The sequence below is a fragment of the Ruminococcus sp. RTP21359st1_H3_RTP21359_211015 genome, assembly GCF_040909065.1.
GTDB classification, from domain to species: Bacteria; Bacillota; Clostridia; order Oscillospirales; family Ruminococcaceae; genus Hominimerdicola; species Hominimerdicola aceti.
Map to the genome: position 1 here is coordinate 75,589 of NZ_JBDGDD010000007.1, position 21,290 is coordinate 96,878.

19 protein-coding genes, 1 tRNA gene and 1 other RNA gene are annotated in these 21,290 nt (G+C 44.2%); 15 read left to right on the forward strand and 6 right to left on the reverse strand.

The window, feature by feature from the left end; genetic code table 11:
* The first annotated feature begins 22 nt into the window (after nucleotides 1–22).
* From rpoC to tadA, 9 genes are all read left to right on the forward strand, one after another.
* The gene (gene rpoC / locus AB5Z01_RS04435) at nucleotides 23–3,601 is read left to right on the forward strand and encodes a DNA-directed RNA polymerase subunit beta' (protein ID WP_022288667.1); all 3,579 of its coding nucleotides are present in this window, start codon (nucleotides 23–25) and stop codon (nucleotides 3,599–3,601) included.
* A gap of 109 nt (nucleotides 3,602–3,710) precedes the next feature.
* Nucleotides 3,711–4,178, forward strand: coding sequence for an RNA polymerase sigma factor (locus AB5Z01_RS04440; RefSeq protein ID WP_181982635.1), 468 nt, complete (start codon nucleotides 3,711–3,713; stop codon nucleotides 4,176–4,178).
* 175 nt (nucleotides 4,179–4,353) lie between these two features.
* A complete protein-coding gene (locus tag AB5Z01_RS04445; protein ID WP_287215093.1) occupies nucleotides 4,354–5,697 on the forward strand; it encodes a hypothetical protein in 1,344 nt (447 codons plus the stop codon).
* Nucleotides 5,698–5,904: 207 nt separating this feature from the next.
* A complete protein-coding gene (gene rpsL, locus AB5Z01_RS04450; RefSeq protein ID WP_022288664.1) occupies nucleotides 5,905–6,330 on the forward strand; it encodes a 30S ribosomal protein S12 in 426 nt (141 codons plus the stop codon).
* A gap of 195 nt (nucleotides 6,331–6,525) precedes the next feature.
* The gene (rpsG, locus tag AB5Z01_RS04455; RefSeq protein WP_022288663.1) at nucleotides 6,526–6,996 is read left to right on the forward strand and encodes a 30S ribosomal protein S7; all 471 of its coding nucleotides are present in this window, start codon (nucleotides 6,526–6,528) and stop codon (nucleotides 6,994–6,996) included.
* A gap of 21 nt (nucleotides 6,997–7,017) precedes the next feature.
* Nucleotides 7,018–9,096, forward strand: a complete 2,079-nt coding sequence (gene fusA / locus AB5Z01_RS04460; RefSeq protein WP_022288662.1) for an elongation factor G — start codon at nucleotides 7,018–7,020, stop codon at nucleotides 9,094–9,096.
* 114 nt (nucleotides 9,097–9,210) lie between these two features.
* The gene (tuf, locus tag AB5Z01_RS04465; protein WP_022288661.1) at nucleotides 9,211–10,410 is read left to right on the forward strand and encodes an elongation factor Tu; all 1,200 of its coding nucleotides are present in this window, start codon (nucleotides 9,211–9,213) and stop codon (nucleotides 10,408–10,410) included.
* Between the two features lie 146 nt (nucleotides 10,411–10,556).
* Nucleotides 10,557–11,717 carry a CPBP family intramembrane glutamic endopeptidase gene (locus AB5Z01_RS04470; protein ID WP_287215095.1) on the forward strand — a complete coding sequence of 387 codons (1,161 nt, stop codon included), beginning with the start codon at nucleotides 10,557–10,559 and terminating at the stop codon, nucleotides 11,715–11,717.
* A complete protein-coding gene (tadA, locus tag AB5Z01_RS04475; RefSeq protein WP_117958038.1) occupies nucleotides 11,714–12,187 on the forward strand; it encodes a tRNA adenosine(34) deaminase TadA in 474 nt (157 codons plus the stop codon). Before AB5Z01_RS04470 ends, tadA begins: the two co-directional genes overlap by 4 nt.
* A gap of 16 nt (nucleotides 12,188–12,203) precedes the next feature.
* On the opposite strand, the gene recR is transcribed toward tadA, so the two are convergent.
* The 6 genes from recR to AB5Z01_RS04505 all read right to left on the reverse strand — a co-directional run bounded on the left by recR (nucleotide 12,204) and on the right by AB5Z01_RS04505 (nucleotide 16,388).
* A complete protein-coding gene (gene recR / locus AB5Z01_RS04480; protein WP_022288658.1) occupies nucleotides 12,204–12,806 on the reverse strand; it encodes a recombination mediator RecR in 603 nt (200 codons plus the stop codon).
* A complete protein-coding gene (locus tag AB5Z01_RS04485) occupies nucleotides 12,806–13,156 on the reverse strand; it encodes a YbaB/EbfC family nucleoid-associated protein (protein ID WP_022288657.1) in 351 nt (116 codons plus the stop codon). Before AB5Z01_RS04485 ends, recR begins: the two co-directional genes overlap by 1 nt.
* Nucleotides 13,157–13,180: 24 nt before the next feature.
* Nucleotides 13,181–14,800, reverse strand: a complete 1,620-nt coding sequence (gene dnaX, locus AB5Z01_RS04490; RefSeq protein WP_287215101.1) for a DNA polymerase III subunit gamma/tau — start codon at nucleotides 14,798–14,800, stop codon at nucleotides 13,181–13,183.
* Between the two features lie 37 nt (nucleotides 14,801–14,837).
* An RNA gene (gene ffs, locus AB5Z01_RS04495) (signal recognition particle sRNA small type) lies at nucleotides 14,838–14,937 on the reverse strand.
* A 191-nt stretch (nucleotides 14,938–15,128) separates the two neighbouring features.
* Nucleotides 15,129–16,007 (reverse strand): chemotaxis protein CheX, encoded by an 879-nt coding sequence (locus AB5Z01_RS04500; protein ID WP_022288655.1) that lies wholly within the window; start codon nucleotides 16,005–16,007, stop codon nucleotides 15,129–15,131.
* On the reverse strand, nucleotides 16,008–16,388 hold the full coding sequence (locus AB5Z01_RS04505; RefSeq protein ID WP_287215097.1) for a response regulator: 381 nt from the start codon (nucleotides 16,386–16,388) through the stop codon (nucleotides 16,008–16,010).
* 224 nt (nucleotides 16,389–16,612) lie between these two features.
* On the opposite strand from AB5Z01_RS04505, the gene AB5Z01_RS04510 reads away from it, so the two are divergent.
* The 6 genes from AB5Z01_RS04510 (at nucleotide 16,613) to AB5Z01_RS04535 (ending at nucleotide 21,132) form a co-directional block, all read left to right on the forward strand.
* Nucleotides 16,613–16,699 (forward strand) — tRNA-Leu (locus AB5Z01_RS04510).
* Nucleotides 16,700–17,146: 447 nt separating this feature from the next.
* On the forward strand, nucleotides 17,147–18,490 hold the full coding sequence (locus tag AB5Z01_RS04515; RefSeq protein ID WP_287216211.1) for a TrkH family potassium uptake protein: 1,344 nt from the start codon (nucleotides 17,147–17,149) through the stop codon (nucleotides 18,488–18,490).
* Nucleotides 18,491–18,502: 12 nt separating this feature from the next.
* Nucleotides 18,503–19,147, forward strand: coding sequence for a TrkA family potassium uptake protein (locus AB5Z01_RS04520; RefSeq protein ID WP_022288652.1), 645 nt, complete (start codon nucleotides 18,503–18,505; stop codon nucleotides 19,145–19,147).
* 11 nt (nucleotides 19,148–19,158) lie between these two features.
* Nucleotides 19,159–19,320 (forward strand): hypothetical protein, encoded by a 162-nt coding sequence (locus AB5Z01_RS04525; protein WP_195387885.1) that lies wholly within the window; start codon nucleotides 19,159–19,161, stop codon nucleotides 19,318–19,320.
* Between the two features lie 17 nt (nucleotides 19,321–19,337).
* The gene (locus AB5Z01_RS04530; protein ID WP_256320892.1) at nucleotides 19,338–20,456 is read left to right on the forward strand and encodes an ATP-binding protein; all 1,119 of its coding nucleotides are present in this window, start codon (nucleotides 19,338–19,340) and stop codon (nucleotides 20,454–20,456) included.
* Nucleotides 20,449–21,132, forward strand: coding sequence for a response regulator transcription factor (locus tag AB5Z01_RS04535; RefSeq protein WP_256320891.1), 684 nt, complete (start codon nucleotides 20,449–20,451; stop codon nucleotides 21,130–21,132). Before AB5Z01_RS04530 ends, AB5Z01_RS04535 begins: the two co-directional genes overlap by 8 nt.
* Nucleotides 21,133–21,290 lie beyond the last annotated feature (158 nt).

The following is a 21,290-nucleotide window of genomic DNA, read 5'->3' on the forward strand; positions in this document are numbered from 1 at the left end:
AAACAGGAAGAGGGTACTGCTGTTGGAATTCAATGAGTTTGCATCAATCAAGATCGGTCTTGCTTCGCCTCAGAAGATCCGTGAGTGGTCTTACGGCGTTGTTACCAGACCTGAAACAATAAACTATCGTACTCAGAAGCCGGAAAAGGACGGATTGTTCTGCGAAAAGATATTCGGACCTTCAAAGGACTGGGAGTGTCACTGCGGTAAATATAAGAAAATTCGCTTTAAAGGCAAAGTCTGCGAGCGTTGCGGCGTTGAGGTAACAAGAGCCAAGGTTCGTAGAGAGAGAATGGGTCACATCGAGCTTGCTGCACCTGTTTCTCACATTTGGTATTTCAAGGGAACTCCGTCAAGAATAGGACAGATGCTTGAAATATCACAGAAAAGACTTGAAGAAGTTCTTTACTTCACAAAATACATCGTTATAGATCCAGGTAACACTGAGCTTATCAAGGGTCAGCTCCTTACTGAAAAGGATTATAGCGAAATGCAGGAAAAGTATGACGAGGACGAGTTCAGAGCCGGCATGGGCGCTGAGGCTATCAAGGAGCTTCTTGAAGAGATCGACCTCGAGAAGCTTTCAGAAGAGCTTAAAACTGAGCTGAAGGATCTTCCTGCGGGTCAGAAGCGTATCAAGCTTCTGAAAAGACTGGAGATCGTTGAGGCTTTCAGAACATCAGGCAACAGACCTGAATGGATGATACTGGAGGCTATACCTGTTATACCACCTGATATCAGACCTATGGTACTGCTGGACGGCGGAAGATACGCAACCAGCGACCTTAATGACCTTTACAGACGTGTTATCAACAGAAATAACCGTCTTAAGAAAATGCTGGAGCTTGAAGCACCTGACATCATCGTTAGAAACGAAAAGAGAATGCTTCAGGAAGCTGTTGACGCACTTATCGACAACGGCAGACACGGCAGACCTGTTACAGGTCCTAACAACAGAGCATACAAGTCACTTTCAGATATGCTCAAAGGTAAGCAGGGACGTTTCAGACAGAACCTTCTTGGTAAGCGTGTTGACTATTCAGGACGTTCTGTTATCGTCGTAGGCCCTGAGCTTAAGATGTATCAGTGCGGTCTGCCAAAGGAAATGGCTCTTGAGCTGTTCAAGCCTTTCGTTATGAAAAGACTTGTTGACACCAATCCTACTATCAACATCAAGTCTGCAAGGAAAAAGGTAGACAGAGCTGAGCCTGAGGTTTGGGACGCACTTGAAAACGTTATTCAGGGTCACCCTGTAATGCTCAACCGTGCGCCTACACTTCACAGACTTGGTATTCAGGCATTCGAGCCTATCCTTGTAGAGGGCAGAGCTATCAAGCTTCACCCACTGGTTTGTACAGCGTTCAACGCTGACTTCGACGGCGACCAGATGGCTGTTCACCTGCCGATCTCGGCAGAGGCTCAGGCTGAGGCAAGATTCCTTATGCTGGCTGCCAACAACCTGTTGAAGCCTTCAGACGGACGTCCTGTTGCAGTTCCTACACAGGATATGATACTTGGTTCTTACTACCTGACACTGAAGAAGGACGGCGAGCCTGGCGAGGGCAAGGTGTTCAGAGATGTGAACGAGGCTCTTATGGCTTACGATCAGCACATCGTTTCACTTCATGCTGCTATCAAGGTAAGAATAACCAAGCAGATAGGCGACAAGCAGGTATCAAAGGTGATAGACGCTACAGTCGGAAGACTTATCTTCAACTCTATCATTCCTCAGAACCTTGGCTTTGTTGACAGAACAAATTCAGAAAAGCAGTTCGATCTTGAGATAAGCTTCCTTGTAAAGAAGAAGCAGCTTTCTGATATCATTGATAAATGTATACAGAAGCACGGTACGACTACTACTTCCGAAGTTCTCGACAACATCAAGAGCCTTGGTTATAAGTATTCTACAAAGTCTGCTATCACAGTTGCGGTATGCGACGCTTCTATCCCTGAGGCTAAGAAGGATATCCTTGCTAAGGCTGACGGACTTGTTGACAAGATAGACAAGCAGTATAAGAGAGGTTATATTTCAAGAGAAGAGAAGTCAAAGAAGTTCATTGAGATCTGGAACAACGCTACAGACGAAGTTACAGAGGCTCTGAAAGCTAACCTTGACCCATATAACCCTATCAACATGATGGCTGACTCAGGTGCCCGTGGTTCTATCAACCAGATCAGACAGCTGGCAGGTATGCGTGGACTTATCGCCAACACATCAGGTTCAACAATTGAGATGCCTATCAGAGCTAACTACCGTGAAGGTCTTAACATTCTGGAATACTTCATTTCTTCCAGAGGTGCGAGAAAGGGACTTGCCGATACAGCTCTTCGTACTGCTGACTCAGGTTACCTTACAAGACGTCTTGTTGACGTTTCTCAGGACGTTATCATTCGTCAGGAGGATTGCGGTACTCACGTTGGTATCGAGATATTCGACATAAAGAACGGAAACGAAATGATTGAGCCTCTCAGCGAGAGACTTGTGGGCAGATACCTTGTTGAGGACCTCAAGGATCCTAAGACAGGCGAGATGATATGCTCAAGAAACAAGCTCATAAACGTTCATGACGCTGAAAGAATAGTTGCTGCACTTGAAGCTGAGGGCAAGGATTCTATCTCTATCAGATCAGTTCTTCAGTGTCAGGCTAAGCATGGCGTTTGCGCTAAGTGCTACGGCGCTAACCTTGCAAACGGCAATATCGTACAGGTCGGTGAGGCTGTCGGCGTAATCTCCGCTCAGTCTATCGGTGAGCCTGGTACACAGCTTACAATGAGAACCTTCCACACAGGTGGTATCGCTTCTGCGGAAGATATCACACAGGGTCTTCCTAGAGTCGAGGAACTGTTTGAGAGCAGACGTCCAAAGGGTGCTGCTATCATCACAAGGATCGACGGCGTAGTTAGGATCGAGGAGGTCAAGAAGACCAAGCAGATCACTGTTACAAGCGAGGACACTGAAAATCCTGAGCAGGAGTCTTATGCTATTCCATACGGCTACAAGATAAGAGTTCGTGAGGGACAGGCTGTTACAGCCGGTGAGCCGCTCACAGAGGGTTCTATCAACCCAGCTGATATCCTTGCAGTTAATGGTCCTAAGGCTGTTCAGAACTATATCATCACCGAAGTTCAGAAGGTTTACCGTCTGCAGGGTGTTGATATCAACGATAAGCACATCGAAGTTATCGTTCGTCAGATGATGAGAAAGGTCAAGATCGACGACTCCGGTTCAAGCTATCTGCTCCCTGGTTCACTTATCGACAGAGGAGAGGTCGCAAGACTCAACGAGGAGATACAGGCTCAGATCGACGCTGGCGACGAGAACGCAAGACTTATCACAACTGTTCCTGTTCTTCAGGGTATCACAAAGGCTTCAAGCTACTCGGATTCATTCCTGTCGGCTGCTTCATTCCAGGAGACAACTAAGGCTCTTACAGACGCAGCTATCAGAGGCAAGACCGATAAGCTCATGGGTCTTAAGGAAAATGTTATTATCGGTAAGCTCATTCCTGCCGGCACCGGTATGGACGTTTACAACAACGTTCAGGTGGTCAAGAATGAGAGTGCGGCTAACCATAACACCGCAGAAACACCGTTGTACTAATGACTTTTATATCAGCCTGCATGGTTCATTCATGCGGGCTGATTTTTTTATTTTGTATGAAACCTTTTTGCCTGCCACGGCGTTTTAGTATATGAAGGGAAGTGAAAGCATGAAGAATATGACCGAAAGCGAATACCGCCAACTTGTAGAGGAGTATTCGGATATGGTAACAAGGCTTTGCGTGGTGCACACGGGAAATTTTTCCGACGCTGAGGACTGCTATCAGAACGTGTTCTTCAAGCTTTTCAAGCAGATGAAAAAAGGCAGTCTGCCAAACCCGAAAGCGTGGCTCATCAGAGTGGCTCTCAACGAATGCCGGAGTGTTTTGCGGTATCGTTTGAGGAAAAACACAGTCGATCTGAACAGCATAACATCTTTCTCAAAGGACGGCAGCGACATAGAGATACTTGACCTTATTTTCAGACTTCCCCCGAAATATCGGGATAGTATTTATCTTTATTACTTTGAGGAGCTGTCAGTGCAGGAGATAGCCGAGCTTACTAAGATAAAGGAAAATACCATAAAAACGCATTTGAAACGTGGAAGAGAACAGCTGAAGGATATGATAATGTTGTGAACTATATGAATGTCAATAAAAACCTAGGGCATAGGGACGTCGCATTTCTGTGAAACAGAAATTGAGCCGCTCCCCTACAAAAGAGGTAAAAACTATTATGTTGGGGCTGGACTTTCAGCATAACATTGACTGAAGGTATAGTTTGCAATGAGGATATCACAGAAAGGGGCAGCAAATGAAAAAGATAAATGCTTTTTACTGTATAAAAACTCCTTCGGATTGGAAGGAGAGTGTGCTTATGTATGACAAGCCTACAGAGAAAAATAAAACAAAACTTACAGGCTTTCAGCTTGCAGGTGCGGTGCTTGCGGCTTTGCTTCTGGTGGTGGGCGGTGCGCTGACCCTTTATCGCAGCGGTGATGAGCATAAGATCAATGTCGGTATGCAGCAGCCAAGTATAGACAGTTCGGAAAGCCTTGACAGCACTGAGCTTACGGCTGATTTAGAACAGGCACAAAATGCGCTTAAGCAGGTCGTTAAAGACAAAGAGATAACGGCGGTCGGAACGTATGCCGGCTGCGGCTCGGACGGAACGGGATATCTTTTTGTCGATAAGATATATGTTGAGAAATACACCTCTGAAAAGGGCGGATTGATCGACTATGTTACTGTGAATGAATATGAATACCTGAAATACCACTATTACGCTGCGTTTAAACTTGATTTCAGAGCGAAAGATGTTACCACAGGGAAGTTTGTTTATGCGGACGAACTGAAAGTGGGCGAAAAAATCGCAGTCGGCACAAACTGCGATAATCTGAGTAATTGGAACTCGGATGAGATCGCAACAGGTCTTGGCGAAACGGTCGGTGGCGACAGCTTTGGAACAGACTTCTATTATTCACTTAGATCATCAATAGCCTATGCTTATGATATCGACAGTTCAAAGGATACAGGCAAGGAAAAGCTTGATAAGCTCATTCTTGATAGTGTACAGCATATATACGAAGATATGATACTGCAAGCTGACGACTTCAGCATTGTGCTAAATCCTGTTGAAAAGGACTGGGGATTTAAAATTGATACGCTGGTAAATTCTGTTAAGCATATCAATTATGATGCTGACAATTACGAAAGGGATATTATCTATCCGCTGATAATAACACCAATTCAAAAGGGTAAAGCCATAAACGTTTCCACAGCAGGAGGGTCAAAGGAAGGCATAATTATCAAGGTGGACGGAAGATATTTCAGTATAACTTCCAATTATAAGGATATTGTGGAGCAGGACGATACTAATAATGAATGGTACGGTTCCGAAAGTGCGACGGTAAAGAACAACAGAAATTACTTCTTTGATGAAAATGAATGGCTCGTTGCAATTAAATTTGCAACGGGTGCAAACACCTATTTTAGTGATGATCTGAAACTTTATATCAACGAAGTACAAAACGATATAACCTATTCGGACAAGACTGACGACAGCGATTGTGTTATAACTTATCATAGATTCAGCGAGACAGAGGTCGAAGTGGCGGATAAAGGAGAAATTTTAGATACAGACAGCAAGACGGAATGAGGGAATATATTTGCAGGGCAGGGCGTGAAAAGCCGCTGCCCTGTGCTTTTTATAGCTTTTGACAGAAAATTTAACTGAAATTTTCAAAAAGTTAAAAAAGTCAAGAAAAAGTGCTTGACAAGAGACGGAGAATAGTGTATAATATCAAGGTATGCTGATGTATTGTATATCAGCGTATAGTATCAAATCTATGAAAGGAGAGAAAATATGCCAACCTTTAACCAGTTAGTAAGAAAAGGAAGAAATGTCCTTGCAGACAAGTCTACAGCTCCTGCTCTTCAGAAGGGTTTCAACTCAAAGAAGAAGGTAGTTATCGATCAGAGCTGCCCACAGAAGCGTGGCGTTTGCACAGTAGTAAGAACTGCTACACCTAAAAAGCCAAACTCAGCTATGAGAAAGGTTGCCAGAGTTAAGCTCACAAACGGAAACGAAGTTACAGCTTATATCCCTGGTATCGGACACAATCTTCAGGAGCACTCCGTTGTTCTTATCAGAGGCGGACGTGTTAAGGACCTCCCTGGTGTAAGATATCACATCATCAGAGGCACTCTCGACGCTCAGGGCGTTGCTAAGAGAATGCAGGCGAGATCCAAGTATGGCGCTAAGAAGCCAAAGGCAGGAGCAGCCAAGTAATCAAAAACTGAAAAGCTCATTTTAGTAACAAGGTAATAACTCATTGTCGCATATTGCGAAGACCACAGTTTATGTGGAGTGATTAATATATATTAGTTGACTCTACAAGGAACTGACGGGGCTGTAAAACGGCTGTGTGCCGTGGTTACAGAGCGAGTACCTGTGAATTCATTATTTGTGAAGGAGGGAATTAAAGTGCCAAGAAGAGGTAGAGTTACAAAGAGAGACGTGCTTCAGGATCCAGTATACAATTCTAAGCTTGTTACACGTCTTGTAAACAACATCATGCTTGACGGTAAGAAGGGTGTTGCCCAGAAGATCGTTTACGGAGCATTTGAAATTGTCGAAGAAAAGACAGGCAGACCTGCTCTTGAAGTATTCCAGGAGGCTATGGATAACATCATGCCTGAGCTGGAGGTCAAGGCTCGCCGTGTAGGCGGTGCGACTTACCAGGTACCAATGGAGGTTCGTCCTGACAGAAGACAGACACTTGGTCTGAGATGGATAACAAAGTATTCTCGTGAGAGAAACGAGGACACAATGAGAGAGAGACTCGCAGCTGAGATCCTTGACGCTCTTAACGGCGTTGGCGGCTCATGCAAGAAGCGTGACGAAACTCATAAGATGGCTGAAGCTAACAAGGCTTTCGCTCATTACAGATGGTAAGAGGTATAAAGGAGGATATATATGGCAAGAGAATGTAAATTGCAGGATTACCGTAATATCGGTATCATGGCACACATTGACGCCGGCAAGACTACTACTACAGAGCGTATCCTGTTTTATACCGGTGTAAACTATAAGATCGGTGAAACACACGACGGTGCATCTACAATGGACTGGATGGCACAGGAGAAGGAGAGAGGTATCACAATTACTTCTGCTGCTACTACTTGCTACTGGAAGGGTCACAGACTCAACATTATAGATACTCCAGGCCACGTTGACTTTACAGTTGAGGTTGAGCGTTCACTTCGTGTACTCGACGGTTCTGTAACAGTTCTTTGTGCTAAGGGTGGTGTTGAGCCTCAGACTGAAACAGTTTGGAGACAGGCTGATAACTATCAGGTACCAAGAATGGTATATGTCAACAAGATGGATATCATGGGTGCAGACTTCTACAACGTTTTGAATATGCTCCATGAAAGACTTCATTGTAATGCCGTTCCTATCCAGCTCCCTATCGGTGCTGAGGACGACTTCAAGGGTATCGTCGATCTGCTTGAAATGAAGGCTTATGTATACTATGATGACCTTGGAAAGGATATCCGTCAGGAAGAGATCCCTGAGGACCTCAAGGAAAAGGCTGAACAGTATCACGCTGACCTTATCGAGCATCTTGCAGAAGTTGATGACGATCTCGCTGAGAAGTATTTCGCAGACGAAGAGATCACTATCGACGAGATGAAGAAGGTAATCAGAAAGAGTACTATCGCTAACACAATGGTACCTGTTACCTGCGGAACTTCATACAGAAACAAGGGCGTTCAGAAGCTTCTTGACGCTATTGTAGATTATATGCCTTCACCTATCGACGTACCACACATCAAGGGTACTGACGTAAATACAGGTGAGGAAGTTGAGAGAATTTCAGGCGACGATCAGCCATTCGCTGCTCTCGCATTCAAGATCGCTACAGACCCATTCGTTGGTAAGCTCTGCTACTTCAGAGTTTATTCAGGTGTTCTGACAGCCGGTTCTACAGTTTATAACTCCACTAAGGACAAGGACGAGAGAATCGGAAGAATCGTTCAGATGCACTCTAACGCTAGAAAGGATATCGATACTATCTACGCTGGTGATATCGGTGCCGCTATCGGTCTGAAGAACACAACAACAGGTGACACTCTTTGTGATGAAGAGCACCCTGTACTTCTTGAGTCAATGGAATTCCCTGAGCCTGTTATTCAGCTCGCTATCGAGCCTAAGACTAAGGCAGGTCAGGAAAAGATGGGTATCGCTCTTGCAAAGCTTGCTGAAGAGGACCCAACATTCAGAACTTATACTTCTGAGGAAACAGGTCAGACAATTATCGCCGGAATGGGCGAGCTGCACCTTGAGATCATCGTAGACAGACTTCTCCGTGAGTTCAAGGTAGAGGCTAATGTCGGTGCTCCTCAGGTTTCATATAAGGAAACAATCACTGCTCCTGCAAGCGTTGATTACAAGTACGCTAAGCAGTCAGGTGGTAAGGGTCAGTACGGTCACGTTAAGATCAACGTTGAGCCAAACGAGTCCGGTAAGGGCTATGAGTTCATCAACAAGGTTGTCGGCGGTGCTATTCCTAAGGAATACATTCCAGCAGTTGATGCAGGTATCAGGGGTGCTATGGAGAATGGTGTTCTCGCTGGCTTCCAGGTAGTTGACGTTAAGGTTGAGCTGTACGATGGATCTTATCACGAAGTCGACTCTTCTGAAATGGCATTTAAGATCGCCGGTTCTATGGCGTTCAAGGAGGCTATGAGAAAGGCTTCACCAATCATTCTTGAGCCTATCATGAAGGTTTGCGTTATCGCTCCTGATGATTATCTCGGAACAGTTATAGGCGACCTCAACTCCCGTCGTGGACAGATCCTCGGTCAGGAGCAGAGAACTGGTGCTGTTCAGGTAGACGCTCTCGTTCCACTGTCTGAAATGTTTGGTTACTCAAATGACCTGCGTTCTAAGACACAGGGCCGTGGACAGTACACAATGGAGCCTGACAGCTACATTCAGGTACCAAAGTCTATCTCTGAGAAGATCATGGCTTCAAGAAACAAGGACTAATAAATTTGCGGAAAATTTTCTGCTTTTTCTATTGCAAATTTGCATTTTATTTGATATAATTATACTACGGTATGTTAAATCGGAAACTATTAAATTTTAAGGAGGAAAATTCCTATGGCAAAGGCACATTTCGAAAGAACCAAACCACACGTTAACATTGGTACAATCGGTCACGTTGACCACGGTAAGACAACTCTTACTGCTGCTATCACAAAGACTCTTGCTCTTGAAGGTCTTGCTGAGAAGAAGGATTACAACAACATCGACTCAGCTCCAGAGGAGAGAGAGAGAGGAATTACAATCAACACAGCTCACGTTGAGTATGAGACAAAGAACCGTCACTATGCTCACGTTGACTGCCCAGGCCACGCTGACTATGTAAAGAACATGATCACTGGTGCTGCTCAGATGGACGGCGCTATCCTCGTAGTTGCTGCTTCTGATGGTCCTATGGCTCAGACAAGAGAGCACCTTCTCCTTGCTAGACAGGTAGGCGTTCCAGCTATCGTTGTTTTCATGAACAAGGCTGACCAGGTTGACGATGAAGAGCTTCTCGATCTCGTTGAGATGGATATCAGAGAGCTCCTCGACAAGTACGATTTCCCTGGCGACGAGACTCCAATCATCAAGGGTTCAGCTCTTGCAGCTCTTGAAGCTCCAGACGATCTTTCAGATCCAGCTTACAAGCCAATCCTTGACCTTATGGACGCTGTTGACACATTCATCCCAACACCAGACAGAAAGTCTGATCTCCCATTCCTGATGCCTGTTGAGGACGTATTCACAATCACAGGCCGTGGTACAGTTGCTACTGGTAGAGTTGAAAGAGGTCAGCTCAAGACTGGTGACGAAGTTGAGATCCTCGGACTTTCAACTGAGAGACCAAAGACTGTTGTAACAGGTATCGAGATGTTTAGAAAGATCCTTGACTACGCTGAGGCAGGCGACAACATCGGTGCACTTCTCCGTGGTATCCAGAGATCTGACATTCAGAGAGGCCAGGTTCTTTGTAAGCCAGGTTCCATTCACCCATATACAAAGTTCTCAGGTCAGGTTTACGTTCTGAAGAAGGAAGAGGGCGGCCGTCATACTCCATTCTTCAACAACTACAGACCACAGTTCTATTTCAGAACAACTGACGTTACAGGCGTTATCACACTTCCTGCTGACAAGGAAATGTGCATGCCTGGCGATAACGTAGAGATGGATGTTGAGCTTATCACTCCAATCGCTATCGAAGAGGGACTTCGTTTCGCTATCCGTGAGGGTGGTAGAACAGTAGGTTCTGGCGTCGTTACAGCTGTTAGAGACTAATTTTTAGTTCGCTATATAAAGATCGGGTACAAAATGTATCCGGTCTTTTTTTGTCTTAAAATATTATGAATAATAAGTTAAATGATGTTTGCATGCTTTAAAAAAGTACGGCGATATGCTATAATTAATATATCGGGGGTGAGAATTTGAACGATATAAATACTAAAGATTATATGATTGACGTTGCCCAGGATACCACTTATCAAAATCAGAGTGATGATTATAAGAAGTCGTTTGCAAAGTGGCGTTCAAATCCTCAGAATTCTTTTGGATTCCAGTTTATACATGATACAAGAGAACACTCATACATTGATGGCGAGGGTTTTGTGCCTCATAAGGCAGAGGTAGCTGAGAGGATCTCTATGCTAAAATGCTGTAGTTTGTTGGGCATTTGTCTTGTGGTAATGCTTGCTATTGATTTTCTTAACTATTTTATAGTGAATAAATACGCGCCGGATACAACTGGTACATTTGTGTATTTTTCTCAAACAGATGGCGGATATGGCAGATATGGTGTTGGAATGACTTTTATTTTAGGTCTGTTGTTTGCCGCAAAGTTTGTTGTGCCTGGTCTTATTTTTAAGATCGTTACTAAGATCCCTAATAAAGTCGTTTTTGCAAATTCAAAGGGCTACGAAAAAATGCGTGGAACTGCTGTGGTAATTATGATGGTCATAATCGTTGTGGGTAGAGTTGGACAATATATCCTTAGTCTGCTGTTTTCAACTGTGCATTTAGACGGGATATATTCTATTTTTGTATTCTCTGAAGATCCTGTTGTTGCTCTTGTTTCTTTTGCTTTCTTTGCAATCATTGTTCCTATAATGCAAGAGATAGTATTTCGAGGGTTTTTTTTGCAGACTTTTCGTCAATTTGGAGACACTTTCGCTATTATGATCACTGCTGTTGTGAACGGTTTATGCTACTATGATATTACATATCTGCCTTTTGTTGTATGCTGTACTGCGGTTCTTGGACTTTTTACTATACGAACAGGCTCGGTTTTTACTGCAATTTCAATGAGTATTTGCGCCCACATCACGAATTTTGTATTAAGTTACATTGTTCTCTATGATCTTCCTTATGCCAAAATAGCAGAAGTCATAATCTGTACAGTGATCGTTGGTGTATCACTTGTGATGTACTCGAAGCTTACAAGCTTTGGTGACTGGACATTCAACATTGAAAATGATAATTCTTTTATGACGATGTCAAAGCGAGTTAAATCTTTCATTGCAACAAACTCGATCGCAGTGTGGATAGCTGCAATTCTTGTGACTATGTTTGTGTGTGCGAGGATAATATGACGAGAGATGAGCTTTACATGAAAAAAGCGTTGGAGCTTGCGGAAATTGCCGCAGAGCAGGGGGAAGTACCTGTGGGTGCGATAGTTGTGAAGCGTTCCAGCGGTGAAATAATCGGCAGGGGATTCAATCGTCGTGAGTATGGACGTTCCCCTTTGACTCATGCCGAACTTGTGGCTATTGAGGAAGCGAGTCGCAATCTTGGGGGTTGGCGGCTTATGGGTTGTGAGCTTTTTGTTACTCTCGAGCCTTGTCCTATGTGTACGGGTGCGATAATAAATTCTCGAATTGAGCGTGTGGTTTTTGGTGCGTATGACAAAAAGGCTGGTTCTTGCGGGTCGGTGGTAAATCTTTTTGAGCTACCTTATAATCACAAACCTCTTTGCACAGGCGGTATACTGCAAGAGCGTTGTGCAGATACACTGACGGAATTTTTCAAAAATCTTAGACGTAAAAAAAACCTCTCCGAATAGTTCGGGGAGGTTTTCCTTATATTTCATTTCGATTTTCCAAAGCCTTGTAAAGCGTCACTTCATCAGCATATTCAAGCACTCCGCCAACGGGTAGACCGAACGCCAAACGTGTGACCTTTACACCAAGGGGTTTCAGCAGCCTTGAAATGTAAATTGCCGTAGCTTCGCCATTAACTGTAGGATTGGTAGCCATAATGACTTCTTTAACATTCTCAGGCTCTATCCTCGCAAGCAGTTCTTTTATTTTAAGCTTGTCAGGGGAAATGTCGTCCATAGGGGAGAGAAGTCCATGCAAAACATGGTAAACGCCTTTGTACTCCTTAGTACGCTCGAAAGCTGCTATATCCTTTGGGTCTTCTACTACGCAGACCGTTGTGTGGTCACGTCTTGGGTCGGCACAGATAGGACACTTTGGCTTGTCAGTAAAGTTCTGGCAAACACTGCAAAGATGAACGCTTTTGTGGGCATTAGTGATAGCCGCTGCAAAAGCCGATGCGTCCTCGTCTGTCATGGACATAACATAGTAGGCAAGGCGCTGTGCGGACTTCATGCCTATACCAGGGAGCTTTGCAAATTGCTCTGCCAGAAGTACCAAAGGCAGTGCGTTTGACTCAGCCATTAAAACAGACCTGGGAATGATACTCCGCCTGTGAGTTTCTGCATCTCAGTGTCGCTTACTTCATCGAGGTTAGCAACAGCCTGATTGAAAGCTGCCATAACGAGGTCCTGAAGTGTTTCAACGTCCTCTGGATCAACTACCTCAGGCTTGATATCAAGCTTAAGGACGTTTCTCTTGCCGTTGATAGTTACCTCAACAACTCCGCCGCCTGCTGTACCTGTGAACTCTCTCTGCTCAAGGTCTGCCTGAAGAGCTGTGATCTCGTCCTGCATTTTCTGAGCCTGCTTGAGCATCTGATTCATGTTATTGGAAGGGCCCTTGCCCATTCCCTGTGGAAGTCTTGCTTTCATTTTAAAAACTCCTTATATTCAAAATTATTTTTTTATATCAACTTCAATATCAAGTTTTTTCGCTTTGTCAAGCAACTGATTTATAGGATTTTCCGTATCCTCAGGTGCGACATTTTTGGCTGATTTGACTTTGATAGTGAAGTTTTGTCCGAAATTATTTTTCAGTATCTCATTAAGCACCGTAGCATCGCCGCTTGCTTTGAACTTTTTGAGATAAAAGTCATTGTGTACTATCATAAGCAACACATTCTGACACATATAAGCCTTTGAATTGACTAAGAAACAGCCTATGGCAGGATTTGTCTGCTTGACCTGCTCCACAATGTTGTCCCAAGTCTGCACAAGCTTGAAGTCGCTTGCTTTCATTTTCTTGAAATCCGGGTCAAAAGGCTTTGGTGGGGGAGCTTGTTCCTGCTGAGCTGGAGTGGTGATCTGCGGTTGAGTCTGCAAAACGGCACCATTTTTTAGTGCATTCTCAAGCTGAGTTATTCTATTAAGAAGCACTGTGATCTCAGCATTGCCTGATGCAGCCGGCACAGTTGCACCTGCTTTTTGAGCAGCTCCGCACAGCTTTATGATACACATTTCAAGCTCGATACGCTTTGATGTGCTTTTTGCAAAACGCTCGCTGCACTCCTGCAAAGTATTTATATCCCCGAGTATCTCGTCAAGCTTCATGCGTTCTGCAAGGGCTTTAAGTCTTTCATACTCGTCAGGCAGACAAGTTATAAGATCCTTGTTGTTGTCGATAGTTTTGATTATCATGACATTTCTCATCTGAGCGAGCAGTTCACCTGCCAAGACTTTCAGATCTTTTGACATATCATAAAGCTTGTCAACGACCCTGAGTGCGCCTGCGGCGTCCTTTTCGGCTATCTTTTCGAGAATATCAAAAAGATAATCACGTCCTGCAATGCCGGAAGCTGAGGACACAACGTCAAGGGTGATGTCGTTTTCATAGGCAACGCACTGGTCTAAAAGAGAAAGTGCGTCACGCATACCACCGTCAGAAAGCCTTGCTATCATGCCTGCGGCATCTTCGTGGAGGGTAAAGCCCTCCTGAGAAGCAATATACATAAGCCTTGAAACAATATCCTCGTTTCTTATCCTGTGAAAGTCGAAATGCTGGCATCTCGACACGATAGTTGCAGGAACTTTATGTATCTCCGTAGTGGCAAGAATAAACTTGACATGCGGAGGAGGTTCTTCCATAGTTTTCAGCAGGGCGTTGAATGCGCCGGCGGAAAGCATATGCACCTCGTCTATGATATATACCTTATATTTACATCTTTCAGGAGTATAGACAACGCCTTCACGCAGTTCTCTGATATCGTCTACTTTAGAATTTGAAGCAGCGTCAATCTCGATAATATCGGAAAGAGTGCCGTTGTCAGCGTCTTTGCATATCTCACATTCAAGGCATGGCTCACCGTCATGTGGGTCAAGGCAATTGATAGCCTTTGCAAAAATTCTTGCGCAGGTGGTCTTTCCCGTACCTCTCGAGCCTGTGAAAAGATAGGCATGAGCGGTCTTGCCGCTTTTTATCTGATTTTTGAGAGTAGTTGTAATATGCGGTTGTGAAACAACATCGTCAAATGACATTGGACGCCATTTTCTGTACAATGCCTGATACAAAACTCTCACTCCAATCAAGAAAATAAAAAAATCAATCCGACATATGGGCGTGCGGGCGGAACTGTGACACACGAAACAAACCGCTTAATGCTGCTCGGTTCCCCGCCTGACATGGTTCACAGCGTTTCATTGCACAGGACCCGCACACCTATATCTCGGATTGATGAGGAACAATAACTGAATCATATCAATCTAACTTTTGTTACCTTACTATTATAACATACTTCCAATGAAATTTCAAGTGTTTTTGAAAAAAAGTTATAAAAAAAGGCAAAGAACATCAACGCCGCTGAACAAAGCTGGACAGCGGCGGATATTATGTGCTTGTAAAATTATATCAGGTGGCAATGATGAAATTCAGCTTGCCGAACGGATAGTTCACCGGGATACAGAATGCAGTGCCTGACAGGGCAAGCTCACCATTTTCCAAAAATTCCTGCGGTGTGAGTGTAAGCTCAACGCCATGCTCGTTTGACTCATTTACAACAAACAGACCGTCGTTTACGTTAAGAAATTCGCCTGCTGTAGCGTTTACAAAGTCATCGACCTCCGTGAAGCTCTCTTTGGCAAACCTCTCAGCGAAAGCCATATATGTCTTTGAATCTGTGGCAATGCAAGCCTCAGCGTTATATTTTCCATTTATTTTTTGGATAACGATATGTTCTGCTGCAAAATTCTTTATAACTGACGCTTCCATAGGAGTGAAATCGTCACCGATAAATCTGATAAGATTTTTGAAAAGCAAAGTAACATAATCCGTACAGATACGAGCATTTTCATCATTGTCAAAATGATAGAACTCATTGATAAGGTTATGTAGAGTTTCTGTTTGATTGTCTGAAATATCGTCGGTTATCTGATTTTCAGCCTTATAGTCTTTAAGTGCCTTTTCAAACTCAGCATTGGTAAGAGCACCGTTATTAACAAGAGTCTGACCCAGGAGCAGGTAATCTGTAGGCTGCTGAGCGAGAAGCTTTTCAACGTCGTCAGCGGTAACATAGCCAAGCTCCACGGCAAGGTCGCCAAAACGTTTATCGACACTCTGCTGAGTGATATTGACGTGCTCCACCTGCTCGGCTGTCATAAGACCAGCGTTTATAGCGAGAACGCCAAGGCGAAGTCTTGTATGCTTTTTAGCCTCGAAAGCCTGAGTAAGATCCTCAGCGGTACAAAGCTTATGGTTAAAGAGGTAGCCTCCAAAAAACTGCGCAAACATTTACAGTACCCCCTTTGCAACGTTCTCAAGGACTTTAAGAGCGTCATTATCAGCTATAGGTTTCTGCAAAAAGTCCACAGCTCCCGACTTAAGAGCGTCTTTCAAATGGCTCTGAGTACCAACAGAAGAAGCCATTATCACCTTAGCGTCAGGGTCTTCTGCTATTATCTGTTTGAGGGCTTCAATACCTGTTACCTTTGGCATGATGATATCCATGAAAACCACGTCAGGCTTGAACTCCTTATATTTGCTAACAGCCTCCTCACCGTCGGCTGCTTCATAAACGGCTTTTACTCCAAATCCAGAAATAGACATACCGAGCTTTTTGCGAGCGAACATAGAATCGTCGCATATAAGCACTGTCATTTCATTTATATTCACGATAGATCCCTCCCGATTATTTTGCGGCAGCAGTTCCGTAATTGCCGATGACGGAGAAAATAATTTCTTTACTGCCTTGTTTTTAATTATATCATAAAATTCTCCAAAAGTCAAGAGTCGTCAAATATGTTTTATGTTGAAAATATACAAAGGAGTAAATGCAGAATTTACTTGCAGTTTGCTTGACAAAATGAAAAAAGTGTGCTATAATCATAGTGTTATGTGCCGGTGTGATGGAATTGGCAGACGTGTCGGACTCAAAATCCGATGGTAGCGATACCGTACCGGTTCGACCCCGGTCACCGGCACCATGAAAACGGGTTCTTGTATCAAGAGCCTGTTTTTTTTATTAGTGTCCTCATTCTCTTCTGTCTCTGCTTCACCACCAAGAGCATTGGCGATGACCTCGGCTTGACAGTGCTCTCAGACGAACTGAAACGCCCTTCAGAGCCGTCCGAGCCTGCGGAGCGGAAAACTAACCGTCTGAAAAGAAAAGACCTGAGAAGTGCTTGTGTGAGCAAATCGCAGGCCTTTGTGAGTTATTCAGTTTCAAAAGGGTATGCTGTCATTGTGGCGTGCGCCATAATGATGATATGGACTTGTGTGGAACGGTTTGCAGGTGCTCCAATAGACTACGGGCAAGCAGCACACATCAATATTGTGCCTTAACGAAATCTTAACGCCGTAACCGTAATCTTAACAGCACTTTAACCGCTCATGTGATATAATAAAGCTATAATTTTAACGAGAGGTGTACGATGTTACATAAAAATAGAGTAAAAAACAGAACTCATATGACTTCATTTCGGGTCATCATTATCAGTTTCTTTTGCCTAATTCTGGTGGGTACGCTGCTTCTGATGCTGCCGATCTCATCAAGGCAGCGGTGTGTGACTTCATTCCCTGATGCAATGTTCACGGCCGTTTCAGCTACCTGTGTGACTGGGCTTGTTGTAAAGGATACTGCTACATACTGGTCTCTGTTCGGGCAGGCGGTCATTCTGATGCTAATTCAGATCGGAGGTATGGGCGTTATCACCGTCGGGCTTGCGATCATTAGAGCATCAGGGCGGAAAATCGGTCTGTGGCAGCGCAGTACGATGCAGGAATCCATCTCCGCACCGCAGGTAGGCGGTATTGTGAAGCTGACAGGCTTTATCCTTAAAACATCACTTATCATAGAGATGATCGGTGCGGCTTTGCTTGCACCCGTTTTCTGCAATGATCTTGGTATCGCTAAGGGACTGTGGTATTCCTTGTTTCACAGCATATCGGCTTTTTGCAATGCAGGCTTTGACCTGTTCGGCATAAAAGAACCGTTCTCATCGCTGACCTTTTACCACAGCAACATCTATCTCAATATCATCATTATGCTGCTAATTATTACGGGAGGCATCGGCTTTCTCGTCTGGGGCGATATCGGAACACACAAGCACAGGATCAGGCGCTACTCTCTGCAAAGCAAGGTCGTACTGATGACATCTGCTTTCTTGATCGTTCTGCCTGCGCTGTATTTCTTCTTTTTTGAATATGACCATGGGACTATCCATGACCGGACGATCCATTCACTGTTTCAGTCTGTCACAACACGAACCGCAGGCTTTAACACAACTGATCTCGCTGCTATGGATGAATCAGGTACAGCCATTATGGTCATTCTTATGCTTATAGGCGGTTCTCCAGGTTCCACCGCAGGCGGTATGAAAACAGCGACTTTTGCTGTTCTGTTCCTTTCTGCGATCACAGTGTTTAGCCGCAGAAATGATGTGCAGTGCTTCAAAAGAAGAATATCAGACGAAACTGTCCGCAGTGCAGGCGCTGTTTTGTTTATGTATCTTGTATTGTTCTTTACAAGCGGTGTCATTATCAGCAGAGTGGAAGATCTACCGCTGCTGACCTGTCTGTTTGAAACAAGCTCAGCTATCGGTACTGTAGGGCTGTCACTCGGCATTACAAGCGGTCTGTCTGCTGTATCCCGTGTGATACTGATGATACTTATGTTTTTCGGGAGAGTTGGCGGACTGACACTCATTTATGCAGCTCTGCCGTCGGCGGACAGTCAGAATTCACGCTTACCGCTTGAAAAAATATCTGTAGGGTAAGGAGTCTTATATATGAAAACAGTTTTAATTATCGGAGTAGGTCAATTCGGCAGTCATATTGCCAGACGCATGGAGGAGCTTCGGTGTGAGGTCATGGCAGTAGATGAAAATGAGAAGCATATCAACGATATCCTGCCTTATGTGACCAACGCAAGGATCGGTGACAGCACCAATGAGGAATTTCTCCGTTCGCTTGGTGTAGGAAACTATGATGTTTGTATCGTTGCCCTCGGCAGTCGGTTTCAGTCCTCTCTGGAAACAACGTCTTTGCTCAAGGAGCTGGGGGCAAAGAAAGTCATATCCCGTGCGACAAATGATGTACAAATGAAATTCCTGCTTAAAAACGGAGCCGATGAGGTTGTCTATCCTGAGAAGCAGATGGCACTTCGCATCGCTACAAAATATGCATCAGACAGCATACTCGACTTTATTCATCTGGATAACAATTACTCGATCTACGAGCTGAAAGTACCGAAGGACTGGTTCGGAAAGTCACTTTCACAGATCGATATACGAAAGAAATTCAAGATCAATATTCTGACAATCAAACGAGGAGAAGAGGTATTTATCCCTTCACCGGACACTGTAATTGAAACTGATGACATCGCATTTGTCATAGGTGAGGTTCGGGATATCCAGAAGTGTTTCAGAATCTAGGAGATGATCGTGTGAGAGATGTTCTGCTTGCACTATCTGTAGGAGCAATGTTTCTCTACGGCTTTTATATTATGAAAAAAGTAGATGAATTCATCGAGGAGATACAAAAGAGCAGACGTGGACACGACCTGTCAGAAGCTGATGTTGACGAACACAAAAGTGATATGTTATAATAACAAGGGTGATCCTTATGACTGCTAATTCTATAAAAAGCTCTAAAGCATTTTCTGTGTTCAAAGACTCCGCTATATGTATTGTGGTGCTGACAGCCGCAACACTTGCCGGATACGCATTCAAAGCATTTCAACTTGCCGATGCGGACATTATCATGCTGTATATTATTGCTGTGCTTGTGATATCCATTTTTACATCGAAGATGTATTTCTGCCTGATATCATCATTAGTAGGAGTAATGCTTTTCAACTGCTTCTTCACCTATCCTGAGTTTTCTCTTTCAGTTCACGATGCAGGCTATCTTGTCACATTTGTGACGATGTTTATTACAGCGTTCATTGCAGGAACGCTTGCCAATAAGCTGAAACGCAATATCCTGATCGCCGAGCAGAATGCCCGTGAAAAGGAGGAGGCGGCACTTCTGGCGCAGAATGAACAGCTTAGAGCTGATATGCTCCGTTCCATATCCCATGATCTCAGAACACCACTGACCTCCATATCAGGCAATGCCAGTACGCTCATTTCCGGCGGCGATACGCTTGATGAATCAGCACGTCAGCAGATATACACGGATATTTATTCCGAATCAATGTGGCTTATCGAAATGGTGGAAAATCTTTTATACGCTACACGAATTGAGGACGGCAGAATGCAGCTCAGTATCTCGGTAGAGATACTTGATGACATTGTTCAGGAGGCTGTCAAACACACCAAACGCACTCACCCAAAGCGAAATATCATTGTTGATATGTATGACGAGATAATCCCCGTTATGGCAGATGCGAACCTTATCGTACAGGTCATAGTCAATCTTCTGGATAATGCTGTCAAGTACAGTGGCGAGGATTCTGATGTTACCGTCAGTGTGCGCCGAGAAAATGCGCATACTGTTGTGATATCCGTGTCCGATCACGGCACTGGTATCTCCGATGAAGAAAAAGAAAAAGTATTTGATATGTTCTATACGGGCGGCAGCCGTTCCTCAGACAGCAGAAGAAGTCTGGGGCTGGGGCTTGCACTGTGCAGGTCAATTATTACTTCACACGGCGGTACTATATCTGTCAGCGACAACATACCAAACGGTACAGTTGTCAGCTTTACTCTGCCAATAGGAGAGGTCGATTTAAATGAATGAATATCTTGTTCTGGTGGTGGAGGATGACAAGCCTATCAGAAATCTTATTACAACTACTCTTAAAATGAATGACTATCGCTTTATTACTGCTGTCAGGGGCAATGAAGCGATCATGCTCAGCGCTTCGCATAAGCCTGATATTATCATACTTGACCTTGGACTGCCTGATATTGACGGTGTTGAGGTGATAGAGCATATACGCACTTGGAGCGATGTTCCTACCATCATAGTCAGTGCAAGGAGCGAGGAAAGGGACAAGATAACAGCCCTTGACAAAGGTGCAGATGATTACCTGACAAAGCCTTTCTCTGTTGATGAACTTCTCGCAAGGCTCAGGGTGATACAAAGGCGGCTTATGAAGTCCGAAAACATCTCGGTCACGGAGTTTGTCAATGGCAGATTACGGATAGACTATGTTTCAGGCTGTGTTCACCTTGATGATGAAGAAATTCACTTGACACCGATAGAATACAAGCTGCTTTGCCTGCTTGCCAAGAATGTCGGCAAGGTGCTGACACATAAGTACATTATCCAAAGTGTATGGGGAACTCCTGCGGATAACAGCGAAGCCTCCCTGCGTGTATTTATGGCTACCCTGCGAAAAAAGCTGAGTGACAGCAGTCAGGCGCTGATACAAACACATATCGGTATTGGGTATCGTATGATGAAATTATAGTTTTAGGGAGCAGTACAAAGCAGACACTTTATTTGATGATCTGTATCGTCTTCAATGGCTGCAAAAACAATTGAACTGATTTTTTTTTAAAGGAAAAAAGGGCAATGCCTTCCACTCACGAAGGACATTGCCCTTTTCCTTATGCTGTGATTATATCA